The organism is Stenotrophomonas sp. HITSZ_GD, from assembly GCF_029543105.1.
Lineage (GTDB): Bacteria > Pseudomonadota > Gammaproteobacteria > Xanthomonadales > Xanthomonadaceae > Stenotrophomonas_A.
The window spans coordinates 149,890-168,397 of sequence record NZ_JARQXB010000007.1 but is presented as its reverse complement, the minus strand read 5'-3'; the positions used below and the strand labels follow the sequence as shown (position 1 = coordinate 168,397).

General features: G+C 67.9%; 21 protein-coding genes. 12 read left to right on the top strand and 9 right to left on the bottom strand.

The window, feature by feature from the left end; all coding sequences use genetic code 11:
* Window positions 1–4: 4 nt before the first annotated feature.
* The gene (locus P6166_RS09500; protein WP_277764217.1) at window positions 5–814 is read right to left on the bottom strand and encodes an SGNH/GDSL hydrolase family protein; all 810 of its coding nucleotides are present in this window, start codon (window positions 812–814) and stop codon (window positions 5–7) included.
* A 136-nt stretch (window positions 815–950) separates the two neighbouring features.
* Here P6166_RS09500 and P6166_RS09495 point away from each other — a divergent pair, with 136 nt between their 5' ends.
* Both P6166_RS09495 and P6166_RS09490 read left to right on the top strand, forming a co-directional pair.
* Complete coding sequence (locus tag P6166_RS09495) at window positions 951–1,139, top strand: hypothetical protein (protein ID WP_277764216.1); 189 nt, start codon at window positions 951–953, stop codon at window positions 1,137–1,139.
* Window positions 1,140–1,152: 13 nt separating this feature from the next.
* Complete coding sequence (locus tag P6166_RS09490; protein WP_277764215.1) at window positions 1,153–1,362, top strand: hypothetical protein; 210 nt, start codon at window positions 1,153–1,155, stop codon at window positions 1,360–1,362.
* A 96-nt stretch (window positions 1,363–1,458) separates the two neighbouring features.
* Here P6166_RS09490 and gpmA read toward each other — a convergent pair whose 3' ends face one another.
* Complete coding sequence (gene gpmA, locus P6166_RS09485; RefSeq protein WP_057646566.1) at window positions 1,459–2,208, bottom strand: 2,3-diphosphoglycerate-dependent phosphoglycerate mutase; 750 nt, start codon at window positions 2,206–2,208, stop codon at window positions 1,459–1,461.
* Window positions 2,209–2,313: 105 nt separating this feature from the next.
* Between gpmA and nfi the strand changes: the two genes are divergently transcribed.
* The 4 genes from nfi to aqpZ all read left to right on the top strand — a co-directional run bounded on the left by nfi (window position 2,314) and on the right by aqpZ (window position 5,539).
* Window positions 2,314–3,012 carry a deoxyribonuclease V gene (nfi, locus tag P6166_RS09480; RefSeq protein ID WP_277764214.1) on the top strand — a complete coding sequence of 233 codons (699 nt, stop codon included), beginning with the start codon at window positions 2,314–2,316 and terminating at the stop codon, window positions 3,010–3,012.
* Between the two features lie 93 nt (window positions 3,013–3,105).
* Window positions 3,106–3,996, top strand: a complete 891-nt coding sequence (locus P6166_RS09475) for a pirin family protein (protein ID WP_277764213.1) — start codon at window positions 3,106–3,108, stop codon at window positions 3,994–3,996.
* 231 nt (window positions 3,997–4,227) lie between these two features.
* Window positions 4,228–4,680, top strand: coding sequence for a hypothetical protein (locus P6166_RS09470; RefSeq protein WP_277764212.1), 453 nt, complete (start codon window positions 4,228–4,230; stop codon window positions 4,678–4,680).
* Window positions 4,681–4,795: 115 nt separating this feature from the next.
* Window positions 4,796–5,539, top strand: a complete 744-nt coding sequence (gene aqpZ / locus P6166_RS09465) for an aquaporin Z (RefSeq protein ID WP_277764211.1) — start codon at window positions 4,796–4,798, stop codon at window positions 5,537–5,539.
* A gap of 64 nt (window positions 5,540–5,603) precedes the next feature.
* Here the strand turns inward: aqpZ and P6166_RS09460 are convergent, their stop codons facing one another.
* Together P6166_RS09460 and P6166_RS09455 are read right to left on the bottom strand one after the other, a co-directional pair.
* Window positions 5,604–6,005: an OsmC family protein gene (locus P6166_RS09460; protein WP_277764210.1), complete on the bottom strand. Its 402-nt coding sequence runs from the start codon at window positions 6,003–6,005 to the stop codon at window positions 5,604–5,606.
* Window positions 6,005–6,865 carry a pirin family protein gene (locus tag P6166_RS09455; protein WP_277764209.1) on the bottom strand — a complete coding sequence of 287 codons (861 nt, stop codon included), beginning with the start codon at window positions 6,863–6,865 and terminating at the stop codon, window positions 6,005–6,007. Before P6166_RS09455 ends, P6166_RS09460 begins: the two co-directional genes overlap by 1 nt.
* A gap of 206 nt (window positions 6,866–7,071) precedes the next feature.
* Here P6166_RS09455 and P6166_RS09450 point away from each other — a divergent pair, with 206 nt between their 5' ends.
* Window positions 7,072–9,144: a carbon starvation CstA family protein gene (locus tag P6166_RS09450; protein ID WP_277764208.1), complete on the top strand. Its 2,073-nt coding sequence runs from the start codon at window positions 7,072–7,074 to the stop codon at window positions 9,142–9,144.
* Entirely contained in the window at window positions 9,144–9,368 is a 225-nt protein-coding gene (locus P6166_RS09445) for a CstA-like transporter-associated (seleno)protein (RefSeq protein ID WP_057646572.1), read from the top strand. The genes P6166_RS09450 and P6166_RS09445 overlap by 1 nt, the downstream gene beginning before the upstream one ends.
* A gap of 18 nt (window positions 9,369–9,386) precedes the next feature.
* Here P6166_RS09445 and P6166_RS09440 read toward each other — a convergent pair whose 3' ends face one another.
* The 4 genes from P6166_RS09440 to P6166_RS09425 form a co-directional block, all read right to left on the bottom strand.
* Window positions 9,387–9,647 (bottom strand): hypothetical protein, encoded by a 261-nt coding sequence (locus P6166_RS09440; protein ID WP_277764207.1) that lies wholly within the window; start codon window positions 9,645–9,647, stop codon window positions 9,387–9,389.
* An 11-nt stretch (window positions 9,648–9,658) separates the two neighbouring features.
* Window positions 9,659–10,510 carry an oxidoreductase gene (locus tag P6166_RS09435; RefSeq protein ID WP_277764206.1) on the bottom strand — a complete coding sequence of 284 codons (852 nt, stop codon included), beginning with the start codon at window positions 10,508–10,510 and terminating at the stop codon, window positions 9,659–9,661.
* Window positions 10,511–10,673: 163 nt separating this feature from the next.
* On the bottom strand, window positions 10,674–11,660 hold the full coding sequence (locus tag P6166_RS09430) for an AraC family transcriptional regulator (RefSeq protein WP_277764205.1): 987 nt from the start codon (window positions 11,658–11,660) through the stop codon (window positions 10,674–10,676).
* A 272-nt stretch (window positions 11,661–11,932) separates the two neighbouring features.
* Window positions 11,933–12,694 (bottom strand): SDR family oxidoreductase, encoded by a 762-nt coding sequence (locus P6166_RS09425; RefSeq protein ID WP_277764204.1) that lies wholly within the window; start codon window positions 12,692–12,694, stop codon window positions 11,933–11,935.
* A gap of 111 nt (window positions 12,695–12,805) precedes the next feature.
* Here P6166_RS09425 and P6166_RS09420 point away from each other — a divergent pair, with 111 nt between their 5' ends.
* Window positions 12,806–13,720 (top strand): LysR family transcriptional regulator, encoded by a 915-nt coding sequence (locus P6166_RS09420; protein WP_277764243.1) that lies wholly within the window; start codon window positions 12,806–12,808, stop codon window positions 13,718–13,720.
* A gap of 23 nt (window positions 13,721–13,743) precedes the next feature.
* Here the strand turns inward: P6166_RS09420 and P6166_RS09415 are convergent, their stop codons facing one another.
* Entirely contained in the window at window positions 13,744–14,892 is a 1,149-nt protein-coding gene (locus P6166_RS09415; RefSeq protein WP_277764203.1) for a serine hydrolase domain-containing protein, read from the bottom strand.
* A 147-nt stretch (window positions 14,893–15,039) separates the two neighbouring features.
* Here P6166_RS09415 and P6166_RS09410 point away from each other — a divergent pair, with 147 nt between their 5' ends.
* The 3 genes from P6166_RS09410 to P6166_RS09400 all read left to right on the top strand — a co-directional run bounded on the left by P6166_RS09410 (window position 15,040) and on the right by P6166_RS09400 (window position 18,376).
* Window positions 15,040–15,468 (top strand): nuclear transport factor 2 family protein, encoded by a 429-nt coding sequence (locus tag P6166_RS09410; protein WP_277764202.1) that lies wholly within the window; start codon window positions 15,040–15,042, stop codon window positions 15,466–15,468.
* Between the two features lie 137 nt (window positions 15,469–15,605).
* Window positions 15,606–16,640, top strand: a complete 1,035-nt coding sequence (locus P6166_RS09405; RefSeq protein ID WP_277764201.1) for an ROK family protein — start codon at window positions 15,606–15,608, stop codon at window positions 16,638–16,640.
* Between the two features lie 71 nt (window positions 16,641–16,711).
* Window positions 16,712–18,376 (top strand): DUF6438 domain-containing protein, encoded by a 1,665-nt coding sequence (locus P6166_RS09400; RefSeq protein ID WP_277764200.1) that lies wholly within the window; start codon window positions 16,712–16,714, stop codon window positions 18,374–18,376.
* The last annotated feature ends 132 nt before the right edge of the window (window positions 18,377–18,508 follow it).

Genomic DNA, 18,508 nt, shown 5'->3' with positions numbered 1-18,508 from the left:
GGCGTCAGTGCGCCTTCAATGCCTGCGCGATGGCCTGCTCGGCCAGCGGTGCCATGATGGCGTAACCGGCCGGGGTCGGGTGCACGCCGTCGGCGGTCAGCGCCGGATCGAGCCCACCTTCGGCATTGGTCATCGCGGCGTAGTAATCCAGGTACACCAGCCGTTGCTGCCGCGCATAGTGCCGCAGCGCCGCATTGAGTGCGCGGACCTGGCCGGCCGGCTGCGAACCCGGGCGCCAGGGATACGTACTCACCGGCAGCACCGAGGCGAGCACCACGCGGATGCCATGCACCTTGGCCAGCTCGGCGATCGAATGCAGGTTATCCTCGATCATCTGCTGCGTGGCCGGGCCGGTGTTGCCGGCGATGTCATTGGTGCCGGCGAGGATCACCACCACGGCCGGCTTGAGGTCGATCACGTCCTGGTGGAAGCGCAGCAGCATCTGCGCGGTGGTCTGCCCGGCTATGCCGCGATTGACGTATGGCTTGCCGGGGAAAAAGCGATCGCTGCCGGTCGGCCCCCAGCCTTCGGTGATCGAATCACCGAAGAACACCACGCGCTGCGTGCCCTTGGGCGCCGGCGCCAATGCTGCGTTCTCGGCGGCATAGCGCTGCAGTTGCGGCCAGTCCAACAGGCGCGCCTGCATTTGCGCCACCTGCTCGGGCGTGAGCGATTCGGGCGCGGCCAGGTAGGTCGGGTCGGTCAACGGTGCAGGCGGCGCGCCGGAATGCCCCCACGCCGGCCCGGCCAATATGCAGGCGAGAAAGCCCCCCAGCCGGGCAACTGGCAAACCGAACGATGAAACGGTCTTCATGCGCCCCTCCGCGCCTTATTGGCCCCTCATCTTGCCTCATGGCGACCGATCCGCAGCTACTGCCAAACACTTTGAATCTTCCAATGCCTTCAGCGCGCCACATTGCTTAGCCTTGATCCGCGAGTGCGAACCCGCAATGCATACCCAAATCGGCAAAGGAACGCCTGATATGCAAGATGTTGCACGCGAACTTACATCTGAAGAACTCGAGACGGTGGGCGGCGGCCTCGCCATCGGCCGCATCATCTACTACGTCTGTATCGCGGACCTGTTTTACGACTTCGCCAAGGGGGTGTCGGATGGCTACTCCGGCCGCGCGAACTGACGGCCACACCCTGATGCGCGACCGCATGCAAGCGCCGCAACCCCACAGCCGCTACCGCCGTTCGATCATCGCGCTACACGGGTTTGCGGCCTTCTATTGTGTCGACGTCCTTTATTCCGCGTGGTTCCACCACGAAATGTCGTGGCGCAGCCTGGCGCTCGGTATCGCGATGCTGGTGGCCGGGCAGGTCATGCGCGGGCGATTAGCGGATCGACGGCGCTGACGGCACGCATGCTCCGAAGGCGCATTTGTTGTCAGGCGGCACGCAACCCATAAAGCAAAAGCCCGGTCATCGACCGGGCTTTCGGAGGACACCGCGTTACTTCGCCTTGCCCTGGTTGGCTACCGCCTCGGCGGCGCGCTTGGCCGCTTCCGGGTCGCCCAGGTAGCGATAGGTCTTCACCGCCAGCTGGTCGTCCAGCTCGAACAGCAGCGGGATGCCGGTCGGGATGTTGAGTTCGAGGATTTCCTCGTTCGACACGCCATTGAGGTACTTGTACAGCGCGCGCAGCGAATTGCCGTGCGCGGTGACCAGCACGGTCTTGCCGTCCTTCAACTGCGGGGCGATGGCATCGAACCAGTACGGCAGCACGCGCACCAGCGTGGTCGCCAGCGATTCGGTCGCCGGCAGCGCGTTGCGGTCCAGGCCCGCGTAGCGGCGGTCGTGCGCGGGATGGCCCGGGTCTTCCAGGTCCATCGGGGGCGGCGGGATGTCGTACGAGCGGCGCCAGACCTTGACCTGCTCCTCGCCGTGCTTGGCGGCGGTCTCGGCCTTGTCCAGACCCTGCAGGCCGCCGTAGTGGCGTTCGTTGAGGCGCCAGCTCTTGTAGACCGGGAGCCAGTCCTGGTCCATCTCCTTCAGCGCGCCCTGCAGCGTGTGGATCGCCCGCTTGAGCACCGAGGTGTGGGCGACGTCGAACTGCAGCCCCTCGTCCTTCATCAGCTTGCCGGCGGCGGCGGCTTCGGCGCGCCCCTGGTCGGTGAGATCCACGTCCACCCAGCCGGTGAAACGGTTGTCCAGGTTCCATTGGCTCTGGCCATGGCGCAGCAGTACGAGTTTGCGGGTCACTACGGGTTCTCCGGCAACAAGGGGAAGACCCGCCGATTGTAGGCCAACCCCGCACGGGTGACGCCCTGCACGCCCGGTATGCGGCGGCTGCGCCATGCTTGGCGCATGGATGCACCACACGATGCCGTACTGCCGCCCTGGGACGGGAACCTAGCCGCCGCGCGCGCCCTGCAGGCGCGCTTGTCCCGCCACGTGCGGCTGGAAGACGACTTCCCGCGGCCGCTGCGCTGGATCGCCGGCTTCGACGTCGGCTTCGAGCAATCGGGCACGCTCACGCGCGCGGCCGCGGTGCTGCTCGACGCCGCCACGCTGGCGCCGCACCAGGCGGTGGTCGCGCGCATTCCCACCGTGATGCCCTACGTGCCCGGGCTGCTGAGCTTCCGCGAATTGCCAGTGCTGCTGGCCGCGCTGGCGCAGCTGGAGCGCGAACCGGACCTGGTGTTCGTCGACGGGCACGGCATCGCGCACCCGCGCAGGCTGGGCATTGCCGCGCATTTCGGCGTGGTGACCGGCCTGCCCAGCATCGGGGTGGCGAAGAAGCGGCTGGCGGGCGAGGCCGGCACGCCGGGGCCGGCGCGGGGCGATCACGTACCACTGCGGCTGCGCGGCGAACACGTCGGCTGGGTGCTGCGCAGCAAGCCGGGTTGCCTGCCGCTGTACGTCTCGCCGGGGCATCGCGTTTCGGTGGACACGGCGCTGGCACGCACGCTGGCGTGCCTGCGCCACTACCGCCTGCCCGAGCCCACGCGGCTGGCCGACCGCCTCGCCTCGCGGCGCGGCGAGGTGCCACTGGCCTGCGGATGAGCACAACGATGCATGTCGCCGATGGCGCTGCCGCTGCCATCCTCGCCATGCGATGCTCCCGCGCATCCCCGCTTTCGCCAGGAACCTGCCGCCATGACCACGATCATCGCCCCACGCGTCCACGACATCGGCGGCCTGCAGGTGCGCCGCGCCGTGCCCACCCTGCAGGCACGCAGCGTCGGCCCGTTCGTGTTCGTCGACCACATGGGCCCGGCGATCTTCGAACCCGGCCAGGGCATCGACGTGCGCCCGCATCCGCACATCGGCCTGGCGACGGTGACGTTCCTGTGGTCCGGCGAGATCGGCCATCGCGACACGCTCGGCTCGGAGCAGGTGATCCGCGCCGGCGACGTGAACTGGATGACCGCCGGACGCGGCATCGCCCATTCCGAGCGCACGCCGCCGCCCGAGCGCGGGCGCGAGCATGCGTTGCACGGCATGCAGACCTGGGTCGCGCTGCCGCGTAATTTCGAGGAAACCGACCCGGCCTTCTACCACCACGGCGCGGCAACGCTGCCGCAGCAACGCCGCCCGGGCGCGTGGCTGCGGGTGATCGCCGGGCGCGCATATGGCGAGGAGTCGCCGGTGAAGGTGTTCGCCGATACGCTCAACGTGGCGATCGACCTGGACGCGGATGCCGAGATCGACCTGGACACCGGCCACGTGGAGCGCTCGCTCTACATCCTGGAAGGCCAGGCGCAGCTGGATGGCGTGGACGTGCCCGAGCGCCACCTCATCATCCCCGAGCCCGGCGCGCGCGGCCGCCTGCGCGCCAAGACGCCGCTGAAGGCGATGCTGATGGGGGGCGAACCGCTCGATGGCCCGCGCCACCTGTGGTGGAACTTCGTCTCCAGCTCCAAGGAGCGCATCGAGCAGGCCAAGGACGATTGGCGCGAGGGCCGCTTCGGCACGATTCCCGGCGACGACAAGGAGTTCATCCCGCTGCCGGAAACGCCGGCCCCGCCGACGCCCAACTACCCCTGAAAGCCATCTGGCACAAAGGTTTCCGATGGAACCATCCGCCGGCGCACGGTGGATTTGATCCGGCGCCCACCCTTGGTTATGGTGGGGGCGTCTACCCGCATCTTGTGACGGGTGGCACGCCGGGGTCGCGCATGGGGATGCGCCTGGCGGGCGGTCGGGAGGCGCCCGTTGGCGGACCAACCCAGGCGATGCGCGTCCACCGCATTGCATTCCACTGCCAGGGGAAAACCGATGAAGTCCGCACGCTGCCTGTTTGGCCTGTTGCTGTTGTCCGCCGGCGGAACCGCCGCCGCGCAGCAGGCGCCCACCTGCCCCACCCTGCCTCCGGCCGCCGGCCTGGAATGGAAGCAGCTGGCGGGCGCCGATTATCTTTCTTGCAAGGCGCTCACCGCCGACGGCCGCGAGGTGCTGGGGGTGATGTTCACCACCCGCGACCCCGGCCTGAGCCTGCCGCGTGACCGCCGCGAGGAAAAAGGCCAGCTCGCCGAGGAAGCCTTCTACTGGTACCGGCCCGACCTGGGCGGGCGCGAGCTGGTGAACCGCCGCGTGGCGGTGATCGAGCTGGGCAAGAAGCGCTATGCGCAGGTGTGGATCGACGCCGGCGACACCCAGGAGCTGGGCAGCCTGCAAGGCCTCACCCAGCGCCTGGACCTGCAGCCGGCCAGCCTGGCCCTGGGCCGCTGACGGCCGGGGCCGGCACGCCCGGCCCTAAGCAAAACTACCGTTGCCAAGCCGCCACGGCGGGCATTGAATGCCGCCATCCCGCCCTTCCCGGGCGGGCATGCGCAGGAGGTGCGTCATGTCACTGGCGAAGCGATTGACGGCGGAGTTCCTCGGTACGTTCTGGCTGGTGCTGGGCGGCTGCGGCAGCGCGGTGATGGCGGCCCATTTCGGCGGCGATGGCAATCCGCTGGGGATCGGTTTCCTCGGCGTCTCCCTGGCCTTCGGCCTGACCGTGCTGACCGGCGCCTACGCGTTCGGGCATATCTCCGGCGGGCATTTCAATCCAGCGGTCAGCCTGGGCCTGGTCGCCGGTAGCCGTTTCCCCGCGCGCGACCTGCTGCCGTACTGGGTCGCGCAGGTGCTCGGCGGCCTGCTGGCGGCGGCGGTGCTTTTCCACATCGCGCACGGGCAACCGGGTTTCTCCATCGACCACACCGCGGCCGGCGCGTTCGCCAGCAACGGCTACGGCGCGCTGTCGCCGGGCGGCTATTCGCTGGCCGCCGCGTTCCTGTGCGAGGTGGTGCTCACCGCGGTGTTCCTGCTGGTGATCATGGGCTCGACCCACGCCAGCGCGCCGGTGGGCTTCGCGCCCATCGCCATCGGCCTGGCGCTCACCTTGATCCACCTCATCAGCATCCCGGTCACCAATACCTCGGTGAATCCGGCACGCTCCACGGCCGTGGCGGTGTTCGCCGGGGCCGGCGCGCTCGGGCAGCTGTGGCTGTTCTGGGTGGCGCCGCTGATCGGCGGCGCCATCGGCGGGGCGATCTACCAGGTGCTGGGGCGCCCGGATCCCAGCATCGTGGGCACCGGGCGCTGAGGCCATCGCACGCCTGGGCGAGGCGTGGCCGCGCCGCTGGCAGGCGCGGCCACGCACACAGCGGTCATTCGCTGGCGCCGGCCGCTTCGATCAACACTTCGCCGGTCAACAGCCGGTGGATCGGGCATTTGTCGGCGATTTCCAGCAGGCGCGCGCGTTGCGCCTCGTCCAGCGCGCCAGTCAGCACCACTTCGCGGGCGATGGTGGTGCCGGTGCCGTCGCGCCGCGTGTAGTGCAGGCGCACGTCCACTGCTTCCAGCGGCCATTGCTTGCGCGCGGCGTACATGCGCACGGTGATCGCGGTGCAGGCGCCAAGCGCGCCGAGCACCAGCGATTCGGGATCCTCGGCGGCATCGGCGCCGCCGTTGGCCGGCGCCGTGTCCGAACGCCAGAAGTGCACCCCATCCGTCAATTCGGTGAGATACGGCACACCCGCGCTGCGCGCGATTACCTGCCTGTCGGCCATCAGAAGCGTCCTTCCTGGAAATCGACGAACGCCTGCATGATCTCCTGCTTGGTGTTCATCACGAACGGGCCGTGGCGCACCACCGGCTCGCGCAGCGGGCGGCCGCCGACCAGGATCAGGCGGGCGCCGCGGCTGCCGGCGCGCAGCTGCAAAGCGTCGCCTCCGCCGAGGATGCCCAGCTGCTGCGCCTCCAGCGGCCGCGCCTCATCGCCCTCGCCCACCGTGAGCGCGCCTTCGAAAGCGTAGGCGAAGGTGTTGTGGCCCTCGGGCACGGCGTAGTGCCAGGCAGTGTTCGGCGCCAGTTCGATGTCCAGGTACAGCGGCTCGGTGGCGGGCTGCACGATCGGGCCGACCACCTCGCCCACGCGCCCGGCGATCACCTTCACCGTCACACCGGCGGCCGGCGTGGTGGCGGGAATCTGCTCCGGCGGATATTCCTGGTACTTCGGCTCGGTCATCTTCTCGCGCGCGGGCAGGTTCACCCACAGCTGGAAGCCGCGCATGCGGCCGGATTCCTGCTCGGGCATCTCCGAGTGCACCAGGCCGCGGCCGGCGGTCATCCATTGCACGCTGCCCGGGGTCAGCAGGCCCTCGTTGCCGTGGTTGTCCTTGTGCCGCATGCGGCCGTCGAGCATGTAGGTGACGGTCTCGAAGCCGCGGTGCGGGTGGCTCGGGAAGCCGGCGATGTAGTCCTCGGCCTGGTCGGTGCCGAACTCGTCCAGCAGCAGGAACGGGTCCAGGTCGGGCAGTTCGGGCGAGCCGATGACGCGGGTCAGCTTGACGCCGGCGCCGTCGGAAGCGGCGCGGCCACGCAGCACGCGCTGCAGGCGGGCCGGGGTAGCGGTCGGGGTGGCGCTCATGGCGATGCTCCGGTGAAGTTGCCGCACAGGATGGGTGCGCATACGTTCCGGTCCAATCCGGCCGGACGCAACCTATTGTTCCGCGAATGGCCCTCGCGCAAGCGTTTTCGGCACGCCAATGCCATTCGACCAAAGTCCTAGCGGCCACCATTGACCCCGGCCCGACGCGGGAGGAACCTTGCGGGAGTCTTCCGGGAGGAGCTTGCATGAAAGGCTTTTCGAAACTGGCCTGGGCCGCGCTTGCGCTGCTCGGTGCCTTCTGCCTCGGCACGATTGCCCTGCGCCGAGGCGAGCAGATCAACGCCTTGTGGATCGTGGTGGCGGCGGTGTCGATCTATCTGGTCGCCTATCGCTACTACAGCCTGTTCATCGCCAACAAGGTGATGCAGCTCGACCCGACCCGCGCCACCCCGGCGCAGCTCAACAACGATGGCCTGGACTACGTGCCCACCAACAAGCACGTGCTGTTCGGCCACCACTTCGCCGCCATCGCCGGCGCCGGCCCGCTGGTGGGCCCGGTGCTCGCCGCGCAGATGGGCTACCTGCCCGGCCTGCTGTGGCTGGTGGTGGGCGTGGTGTTCGCCGGCGCGGTGCAGGACTTCATGGTCCTGTTCCTCTCCACGCGCCGCAACGGCCGCTCGCTGGGTGACCTGGTGCGCGAGGAGATGGGCCAGGTGCCCGGCACCATCGCGCTGTTCGGTGCCTTCCTCATCATGATCATCATCCTGGCGGTGCTCGCCATGGTGGTGGTGAAGGCGCTGGCCGAAAGCCCGTGGGGCATGTTCACCGTCATCGCCACGATGCCCATCGCGATCCTGATGGGCGTGTACATGCGCTACATCCGCCCCGGCAAGATCGGCGAGATCTCGGTGGTGGGGCTGATCCTGCTGCTCGGCGCGATCTGGCTGGGCGGCAAGGTCGCCGCCGACCCCACCTGGGGGCCGGCCTTCACCTTCACTGCCAAGCAGATCACCTGGATGCTGATCGGCTACGGCTTCGTCGCCTCGGTGCTGCCGGTGTGGCTGCTGCTCGCCCCGCGCGACTACCTTTCCACCTTCCTCAAGATCGGCACCATCGTGGCGCTGGCGATCGGCATCCTGATCGTGATGCCGGAGCTGAAGATGCCGGCGCTGACCCAGTTCGCCAGCAGCGGCGACGGCCCGGTGTGGAAGGGCGGCATCTTCCCGTTCCTGTTCATCACCATCGCCTGCGGCGCGGTGTCCGGCTTCCACGCGCTGATCTCCTCGGGCACCACGCCCAAGCTGCTCGCCAACGAAGGCCACATGCGCTACATCGGCTACGGCGGCATGCTGATGGAATCGTTCGTGGCGATCATGGCGCTGGTGGCGGCCTCGATCATCGAGCCGGGCATCTACTTCGCCATGAACAGCCCGGCCGCGGTGGTCGGCAGCGATGCGGTGTCGGTGGCGGCCAAGCTCACCGAATGGGGCTTCAGCATCACCCCGGACATGCTCGAGGCCACCGCGCGCGACATCGGCGAGCACACCATCCTGGCCCGAGCCGGCGGCGCGCCGACGCTGGCGGTGGGCATCGCGCAGATCCTGCACCACGTGCTGCCGGGCGAAGACACGATGGCGTTCTGGTACCACTTCGCCATCCTGTTCGAAGCCTTGTTCATCCTCACCGCGGTGGATGCCGGCACGCGCGCGGGCCGCTTCATGCTGCAGGACCTGCTGGGCAACTTCGTGCCGGCGCTGCGCAAGACCGAATCGTGGGGCGCCAACCTGATCGGCACCGGCGGCTGCGTGGCGCTGTGGGGCTACCTGCTCTACACCGGCGTGGTCGATCCGTTCGGCGGCATCCAGACGCTGTGGCCGCTGTTCGGCATCTCCAACCAGATGCTGGCGGGCATCGCGCTGATGCTCGGCACCGTGGTGCTGTTCAAGATGAAGCGCGACCGCTATGCGTGGGTGACCATCGTGCCGGCGGTGTGGCTGCTGATCTGCACCACCACCGCGGGCCTGATCAAGATCTTCGACAGCAACCCGGCGCAGGGCTTCCTGGCGCAGGCGCACAAGTTCCAGGCCGCCATCGCCAGCAACACCATCACCGCGCCGGCCAAGGACGTGCACCAGATGCAGCAGATCGTCACCAATGCCTACGTCAACACCGGCCTGACCGCGCTGTTCCTGTTCGTGGTGGGCGCGGTGCTGGTGTACTCGGTGAAGACAATCGTCATCGCCCGCCGCACGCCGGTGCGCACCGACAAGGAAACGCCTTACGTGGCCTTGACGCCCGCGCAGATGGCGGACCTGTGATGGGTACCGGCCTCGTTCCCGTCGGGCAATACCAGGCGCACCGCCGCGTATGGCGGCGCCTGGTGCAGACCGCGCGGCTGTGCTGCGGCATTCCCGACTACGACAACTACGTGCGGCACATGCTGGAAAAACACCCGGACCGCCCGGTGATGGACTACCCCACGTTCTTCCGCGAACGGCAGGAAGCGCGCTACGGGGGCAAGAGCGGATTCCGCTGCTGTTGAACGCGCCACGAGGGGGCACTAGCCCCCAATAAAGCGGTTTGCCGCTGCTACGGTGGGGTCATGGAAGCCCATGACCCCACCCTCGTCCAACGGGCTTGTCGTGCAGTGATCGAAGGCCTGGTAGCTGAGCGCTTTGTTGTCGCGTGAAGCGGGCAAGACTGGACTCGGCGATCCGCCGCGCACATCCGGTTTAGCGATCAGCTTGGCCACCGCACCGCGCTCGTTCTTTCTCGGCGGCTGATCCGCCGAGGCAGTCAGGCTTGAGGTCTTACGCTTCATCACCGCCTCGTTCAATCCCCGCTTTTCTTCACCGCCTTCGAGATGCCGGTCGCAGCCCACATCATGCTGTCGAAGGCGCGATCAGAGAGAAGGCCGCGCATGAAGATCGTCGGCTTGGCCCCGAAACCGATCGCATAGCGGGTCTTGGGCTTCTTCGCTGTCACGGCTTTGGCAATGGTGTCGGCAATGAGCTGCGGCGACGACTGGCGCTTGACGCTTGCCTCGCCGATCATGGACTCCGCCATCGCATGGGCCTGCGCCGCATAAGGGCCATGACCTGAGGTCTCGCGCAGCTTGTCCGCGGCGATACCGGCCCATTCGGTCTTGATGCCGCCCGGCTCGATCACGACCACGTCGATACCGAAGGGGCGGACCTCCATGCGCATGCAGTCGCTGATCGCTTCCAGGGCGAACTTCGTGCCGTGATACCAGGCACCTAGCGGGGTGTGGATCTTGCCGCCCATCGAGGTGATATTGACGATGGTGCCCGAGTGCTGCGCCCGCATTTGCGGCAGAACCAGCTGGGTCAGCCGCACAGCGCCGAAGACGTTGACCTCGAACTGGGCGCGCGCCTCTTCCATCTGGACGTCCTCGACAGCGCCATAGGAGCCGTAGCCCGCATTGTTGACGAGCACGTCGATACGGCCCGACTCCTCGATGATGGTGTCGATCCCGGCCCGCATGGAAGCATCGTCGGTCACGTCCATAGCAAGAATCTTGATGCCGGATTTGGTCAGGTGATGCATGCGGTCAACACGGCGCGCAGCTCCGTAGACCGTGTAGCCGAGCCCCTTGAGCTTGCGAGCGGCAGATTCTCCGATGCCCGAGGAGGCGCCGGTGACGAGTGCGACTTTGTTGGCCACGATGTGATCCTCGCTTTGAAAGTGGACGCGGCCCGATAGCCGCCTTGTGCCTTCACTTTGGCGGGCCGGAGGTGCCATGTCGCTAGCGTGATGCGCCACGCTCCACGCAAAGCGCGCCACCTGCAGCCGGCGCCGCGCTCGACGGTTCGCATCTTCTCGCTTCTCAGTTCACGCTCGCCTGGATTCGAGCGCTGTCAGGCGTCTGGCCTGTCCATTCGTGAAACGCACGATAGAAGGAGTTGGGATCTTCGAACCCGAGCAGAAACGCAATCTCTCCGCCGGACATGCTCGTATTCTTGAGATAGTGCCTGGCAAGGCTCTCCCGTGTGCCATTGACCAGTGAGCGAAAGCTGTGACCTTCATCTTCCAGGCGACGCTGCAACGTTCGCTTGCTCATGCCCAGCCTCTCCGCCGTGCGTTCAATCGTCGCCGAGCTGGCGGGCAGCAATTCCAGCAAGACTGCACGCACCCGCTCGGAGGTCGTAGCAGCAGCATCGAGCTCATTGAGTCGCCGGCGAAGGTCGGGCTCGAAAACGCGCCACATCCCCTCGTTGAGCGTGAGGAAGGGGCGCCGCAGGTCGGTTGCACTGAACGCGATGCTGGGGCCCGTGCTGCCTCGCACGGCCGTACCAAAGTACTTCTCGTACTGCTGCGCATAGGCACGAGGTGGCGTGATGGGAAGACAGACGCGCAGCGCACGGACGGGCTCACGTGTGGCCAGTCTCGCCAGCTTCAAGAAGAATGCAAGTTCGGCGACCTGCAGTGAGTAGGGCACTTCGGAATGGGCGGACAACCAGCGCGGCGAGATCGTCATAGCGCCGGCCTTGTCAACCTCAACGTCCAGGCTCATGGGGGCGACCAACTGTTTGTATTTCGCCAACCGCTGGACAGCCTGCAGGAGGTTGGCGCTGCAGAGAGCCGCAAACAGAGGCGGATCAAATGACTCTGCGGACACCGTCTCTACGATTCGCAACGCGAACAACGGATCGCGAACTTCATCCTCCAAGGCGCCCCAGAACCGGAAATACTCGGCGGTCGTCAGCGCGTGGTTGTCGCGAGAGAGCGTGTCATCCGGCAGCCCGGCTTTTCGCAGGACATGACCGCCATGAACGCTCAGGTCCGACAGCAGCGCCTGCCATCCAATGTTCAAGCTAAACGTTCCGTTTCTCGCCATCTGCTGATCCTCCTGGTGCCAGACTCCCCGTGCCTGCGAGACGACGGGGCAAGTCAATTTACGACTGCAGGCGTGACACGCCACCGCAGTGTGCGCCAAGAGATATGCAAAGTGCGCCACCTTCGCAGCGCCACAGCCGGCACCCGTCCCAGCTCAGGCAAGTAAGACCTAGGGGCGGTCGAACGCGAAGAGGGCGGCCAGGTGGCCGCCCTCTCGATTCGTGCATCAAAAGATCACTCGGCGCGCGATCAGATCAGCATGCCGCCGGAGGCCTCCACGCGCTGCGCGTTGATCCACTGCGTGGCCGGGTCCAGCAGCGCGGCGATCACCGGGCCGATGTCGTCCGGCTTGCCGGGCCGCCCCAGCGCGGTAACCGAGGACACCATCGCGTTGACCTGCGCATCGTCGCGCACGCGGCCGTTGCCGAAGTCGGTGGCGATCGCGCCCGGGGCCAGTGTGTTGACGCTGATGCCGCGCGCGCCCAGCTCCTTGGCCAGGTAGCGGGTGAACACCTCGATGCCGCCCTTCATCATCGCGTAGGCCGAGCTGCCCGGCATGGCGAAGCGGGCCAAGCCGCTGGAGATGTTGAGGATGCGCCCGCCATCGGCGATCAACGGCAGCAGCGCCTGGGTGAGGAAGTACGGGCCGCGCAGGTGCACGGCGACCATCTCGTCGAACTGCGCCGGCGTGGTGTCGGCGATGGGCGAATACAGCGCGGTACCGGCGTTGTTCACCAGCGCATGCAGGTGGCTGGCCTGCCACTGCGCGAGCTGGGCGCGCAGCGCCTCGACGAAACCGGGCAGCGCGGACGCGTCCGCCACGTCGAACTGCAGAGCGGCGGCGCGGCGGCCCAGCGCCTGGATTTCGGACACCACGGCCTGCGCCTCGTCGGCATGGCCGCGGTAGGTCACGATCACGTCGCTGCCGGCCTTGGCCACCGCCAACGCGCCGTTGCGGCCCAGGCCGCGGTTGCCACCGGTGATCAGGGTGATGCGGGGGGAAGTGCTCATGAGGGTCTCCTGTCAGGCGCGATATTGCGCCTTGGGTGACACGTTATTGGTCTTGACTCGGCAGATAAACCCGGCAAACCTGAGCTGACTGTTCAAGAATCGGGAACAATGATGGACTTCGCCCAATCGCTGCGGGCATTGCAACGGGTGGTCGAGCTGGGCGGGTTCACCCGCGCCGCCGAATCGCTGGGGCTGCCCAAGGCCAGCGTGTCCACCGCCGTGCAGCAACTCGAAGCACGGGTAGGCACCCAGCTGCTCCACCGCACCACCCGCCGGGTGCAGCCCACCGCCGATGGCCGCGCCTTCTACCAGCGCAGCCGCGACGTGCTGGCCGACCTGGAAGAGCTGCAGGGCATGTTCCTCACCGAGGGCCGCCAGCTGCGCGGGCGCCTGCGCGTGGACATGGGCAGCGGCATGGCGCGGCTGTTCGTGCTGCCGCAGCTGCCGGCGTTCCTGGCCGAGCATCCGCAACTGGAGATCGAACTCAGCGCCACCGACCGGCTGGTCGACGTCGTGCGCGAGGGATTCGATTGCGTACTGCGCGGCGGCAACCCGCAGGACAGCTCGCTCGTCGCCCGCCCGCTGGGGGTGATGCACATCGTCAACTGCGCCAGCCCGGCATACCTGGCCCGCCAAGGCACGCCGCAGGGACTGGAGGACCTGGCCACGCACGATCTGGTGCACTACACGAGCGTACTGGGCCAGCGGCCGTCGGGCTTCGAGTATTTCGATGGCGAGGCCTACCGGCTGCTGCCGATGGGCGGCGCGGTCACGGTGAACAACGTGGAGGCCTACCACGTGGCCGCGCTGGCCGGCCTGGGCATCATCCAGGTGCCGCTGCTGAGCGTGCGCGACGCGCTGGCACGCGGCGAGCTGGTCGAGGTGGTGCCCCAACTCAGGTCCGAGCCCATGCCGCTGACCTTGCTCTATGCGCAACGCCGGCACCTGCCGCGGCGCGTGCGGGTCTTCATGGACTGGCTGGCCGGCCTGCTCGCACCGCACCTGGCGCCGCTGCCGCACGGCTGATCCACAGCGCGGCCGGGGGGCGATCAGGATGTGCCGTATTCCCAGTCGTACGGCACGCCGGTCGGGCCGAGCACGAACTCCACCAATTCGGCGAAACCCTTCTCCGCGCGCACGTCGTTGCCCAGCACGAGCAGGCAGCGGCGCTGCCGGCGCAGGCACACCAGCGTGTTGCCGGTGGTGTCGTTGTGGCCGCCCTTGAAGAAGCCGGCGCCCTGCGGCCCTTCGAACGTCACCACGCCCAGCCCGGCGGACAGGTCCTTGCGCCGCTGTGCCGGCGGCAGCTCCGGCTGCAGGGTCGGGAACTGGCTGCGCGTGGTGATGGGCAATTGCGGGCGCAGCATCGCGGCGTGCTCGTGCGCGCCGAGGCCGCGCCCGGCCACCAGCGCAGCGGCGAAGTTCGCCAGGTCGTGGATGGTGGTGTCCATCGAGCCGGCCGCGCGCACCCGCGAACGCTCGTCGTGCGGCTCCGGCTTGCCCTGCGCATCCCAGCCATCGGCCAGGTTGCCGGCGAAATCCGCGCGCCACTGGAGCGCGGTGCGCGTCATGCCCAATTCGGCGAACACCGCATCGGTGCCCTGCTTCACGTCCAGCCCACGGCCTTGCTCAAGCACGAACTGCAGCGTCGCCAGTCCATCGCCGGAATAGGCGTAGCGCGTGCCGGGATCGAAATGGAAATGCAGCTTCTCATCCGGTTCCAGGAAATTGAAGTTGGCAAAGCCGCTGGCATGCTGCAGCAGCATGCGCGGGGTGAGCTGGCGCCAGCGTTCGTCCAGCGCGCTCCAGTCGGTATAGCGATCCACGATGTCCGTGCCGGTGTACTGCGGCAGCGGCTGCGGCAGGTACTGCGCGATGGAGGTGTCCAGCGCGATGCGGCCCTGCCCCACCCAGCGCATCACGGTGTAGGCGAACACGGTCTTGGTGAGCGAGGCGCCGTACATCACCGTGTCCACGGTGAGCGGCTCGCCCTGCGCGTTGCGCTTGCCGTAGGCCTGCACGTAGACCGGCTGGCCATCGTCGATCACCGCGACCGCCATGCCCTGCGCGCCGGTGCGCTGCATCAGCGCCGCGACCTTCGCGTCGATCTGCGCGGGCTCGGGCAGCGCGCGCGCCTGCGCGGGCGCGAGGGCAAGGGATACGCTGGCGCACAGCAGACAGCCGATGACGGACTTCATGTCGCATCCTCCGCAGGTCGGGGGTGATCCCCCGTGGCACCACGCTAACCGCTCGCCTCCCCTCGTGCCCATGCCGCAAGTCACCCGCACTTGTAGGCGCCCGGCCACCGGCCTAGGCTCGCGACCGAATCCTCCGCTGGAATGGCCATGCCTGCCCGCACGCCCTTCGACGACTTCCTCGCCGGCTACGCCGACGCCGTGCGCGCGCGTGACATCGAGGCGTTCATGGCGCTCTACGATCCGGCATTGCACGTCTTCGACATGTGGCAGGCGGCGCCGCTGGAGGGGCTGGCGTCCTGGCGCGCGATGGTGGCCGGCTGGTTGGGGGGCCTCGGCGCGGAGACCCTGGTAGTGACCTGGCGACAGGCCCGCGCGCAGGTGCATGGCGACCTGGCGACCGGCCACGCCGTGCTGACCTTCGCCGCCCAGGCCCCGGACGGCCGGGTGCTGCGCCAGCTCGACAACCGCCTCAGCGTGGCGATGCGCCGCAGCGAAGCCGGCTGGCGGGTTTTCCACGAGCACACCTCCGCGCCGGTCGCGCACGACAGCCTGCGGGCCGTCCTGCAGCTGCCCTGAAGAAAGTCAGCACCCGCGCCTTCGGCGGCCCGCCTTCGCGTCCCCTGCACCGCGCGCGCGGCACGCTCGCGGCGGTCCTCATGGAATGCCGCCATGCGCCCTCCTTGTCCCTCGCACCGCGCCGCAGTCGCCACCGCATGACGACGCCCACGCATCCGCCGCATGGCGCGCTGCAGGCACAGGGCCTGCGCGTGGACAGCTACAACCTCGCGCTGGTGCGCGCCGACGGCGACGGCTTCGTGGGCGACCTCGCCAGCCAGACCGCCTTCCGCGCGCTCCTGGACGAGGCGCGCAGCCACCAGCGCACCGCCAAGGACCCCTTCGGCAAGACCCCGACGGCGGACGTGGGCAAGCGGGCGATCGACATGGTGCTCGTCGGTGGCGATGCCGATGCCGCGCACCTGGTGCATATGGCCGTGGAGGCGCATGCACAGCGGCTGGTCGAGGTGACCCGCTGCTTCCTCGCGCAACCCGAATGGCAGGACGTGGAGGCCATCGTGCTGGGTGGCGGCTTTCCCGAAAGCCATTTCGGCGCGCTGGCGATCCGCCGTGCCGACCGCCTGCTGCGCAACGCGCGGGTGAAGGTGCGCCTGCGCATCCTGGACCGCGACCCGGACAAGGCCGCGCTGCTCGGCTGGAGCAGCCTGCTGCCCGAGCCGGTACGCCGGCATGACGCATTCCTGGCCGTGGACATCGGGGGCACCAACATCCGCTGCGGGCTGGTCGAGCATCGCCTGGAAAAGGCGGGCGAAGGCCAGAAGGCGCGCGTGCTCGAACACATGCAATGGCGGCATGCCGACGACGCGCCCGCGCGCGGCGAGGCGATCGCGCGGCTGGCCGGCATGCTCAACGGCCTCAACGCGCAGGCGCGCACGCTGGGCGTGGACCTCGCGCCGTTCATCGGCATCGCGGTGCCGGGAAAGATCGAGCCCGACGGGAAAATTTCCCAGGGCGCGCAGAACCTGCCGGGCGACTGGGAGATGCCGTTCGACCTGCCGGCCGCGCTCGGCGCGCACCTGGACCGCATTGGCCGCCGCGCACCGCAGGTGCTGTTGCACAACGACGCCGTGGTGCAAGGCCTGAGCCAGCGCCATGCGATGCGCAAGCACAAGCGCTGGGGCATCTTCACTATCGGCACGGGGCTGGGCAACGCGAGTTATTCGCGGGTTTGAGGCGCGCCTTGCAACACGCGCGGCACTCGCTGAAGCTGGCGCTCTTACCGACTGCCACGCGAAGCACCAGGATGACGCGCTTTCCCCTTGCGATGGCAAGCCTGCTGCTCGCGCTCACCGCTTGCACGCGACCTCCTGCCACCCTAGTTGCCCAGCCCGCATCCGTGCGCGTCTGTATGCCAGCGGACGCCACCCAGATTGCCCCTTCGCCCGAGGCTACCGCTGCCCATCTGCAGTCGGAGGTCCCGGCCATCCGACTCCCGTTCGGGACCGAGCGTGAACACACCTGGCATAGCCAACTGTCGGTGCATGTCGATACGCGCGGGAACGTCAGCTGCTACGTGGACGAGGATCAGTACGGCCATGCGCTCCAGCTGGATGCAGACGAGCGCCAGGCATTGGCGCAAGCGCGGTTTGCCCCCTTCGAACACGAGGGCACGCCGGCCAACGCATGGGTGCGGATTGACCTGCGACGCGAAGAATCCCCGCAGCGCCATCGCCCCCTGCCGGAAGTGCCGCTGGACCAGGTTGTCATGACACTTTCCCGCAGCGGGTGCTACGGCACCTGCCCGAGCTATCGCGTCACCGTGCGGGGCGATGGGCGCGTTGAATATGAGGGCGGCCGCTTTACCGATGTCGCGCAGAAGGTGGCCTATCGCATTCCCGTGGAGCGCGTGGCACGACTGGTCGAGCAGGTGCGCAAGGCCGACTTGTGGTCCTTGCGCGAAACCTATCGAGCGCCCATCACCGACAACCCCAGCTATCAGTTGCGCCTGCAATTCGGCAACGAAGCGCACTGCATCGTCGACTACGCGGGCGAATGGGTCGGCATGCCACGCTCGGTGAGCGACTTCGAAGACGAACTGGACAGGGTCTCCGGCGCCCGCGGCCTGGTTTCGCTCGACATGGAAGGCGTGCAGCGACTACACGATGGCGGGTTCGATTTCGCCTCACCCCAAGGTGCCGCGATTCTTCAACGTGCCAGCGCCAATGACGACGTGCAGGACGAAGTCGTGGTAGCGCTACTGCGAGCAGGCGCACCCGTGGAAGGCGCACCCAAGGAGAGACCCTCCTTCTTCGCAGCGCCGCCGCTGCTTCGCAGCGCCGCGCTGAAGGGACGCGCAAGCGTACTGCCCCTGCTGTTCGCCAAGGGCGTATTCGATACACACGGCCACCGCGACCCGGAAAAGATCAACGAAGCCTTCGAAGTGGCCATCATCTCCGGGAATCTCGCCACTGTGGAAGCGCTGTGGACACTCTCGGGCGGAAGTGCACGTCCCTCGTTGATGGTGTGGGATGAGTACGAGGACGAGGAACTACGACGCCACCGCAAGCGCGTGCCGATCGTGCTGAAGCTTTCCGGGAACCATCATTTCGGGCCACACCCCTGGCAGGGCATGCAGATCGCCCAATGGCTGGCCCAGAAAGGAAACGACCTCAAGGCCAGGGGCGCGGATGGACGCACCCTGCTCTCGGTGGCCGCCGAGGCCGACGACGTCGCTTTCGTCCGCTTCCTGCTGGCACAGGGATTGAATCCCGCCGCCAGCGGGCAATACGGAACGCCGTTGGGCGCCACGCAGGACGATGACGTCGCCGTGGCCTTGCTTGAGGCAGGCGCCCCTCTCAGCGACTGGAAGGACCGCAAGGAATTCCGGGATTACGCGTGGGAGCACCACTGGCCCCGCGTCCTTGCTTGGCTGGACGCGCATCCGGAGAAGATGACGTCCGGCAGCTGAAGATCCGCGCCCACGGCGCAACGCGGGAAATCGGTCGCACCGGCCACTCAACAGCCACTTTCACCGCCTCACACATTCCTTCCCCTCGCATGACGCGGCATGAATGATGCCCCGGCACAGAATCCGCTGCCG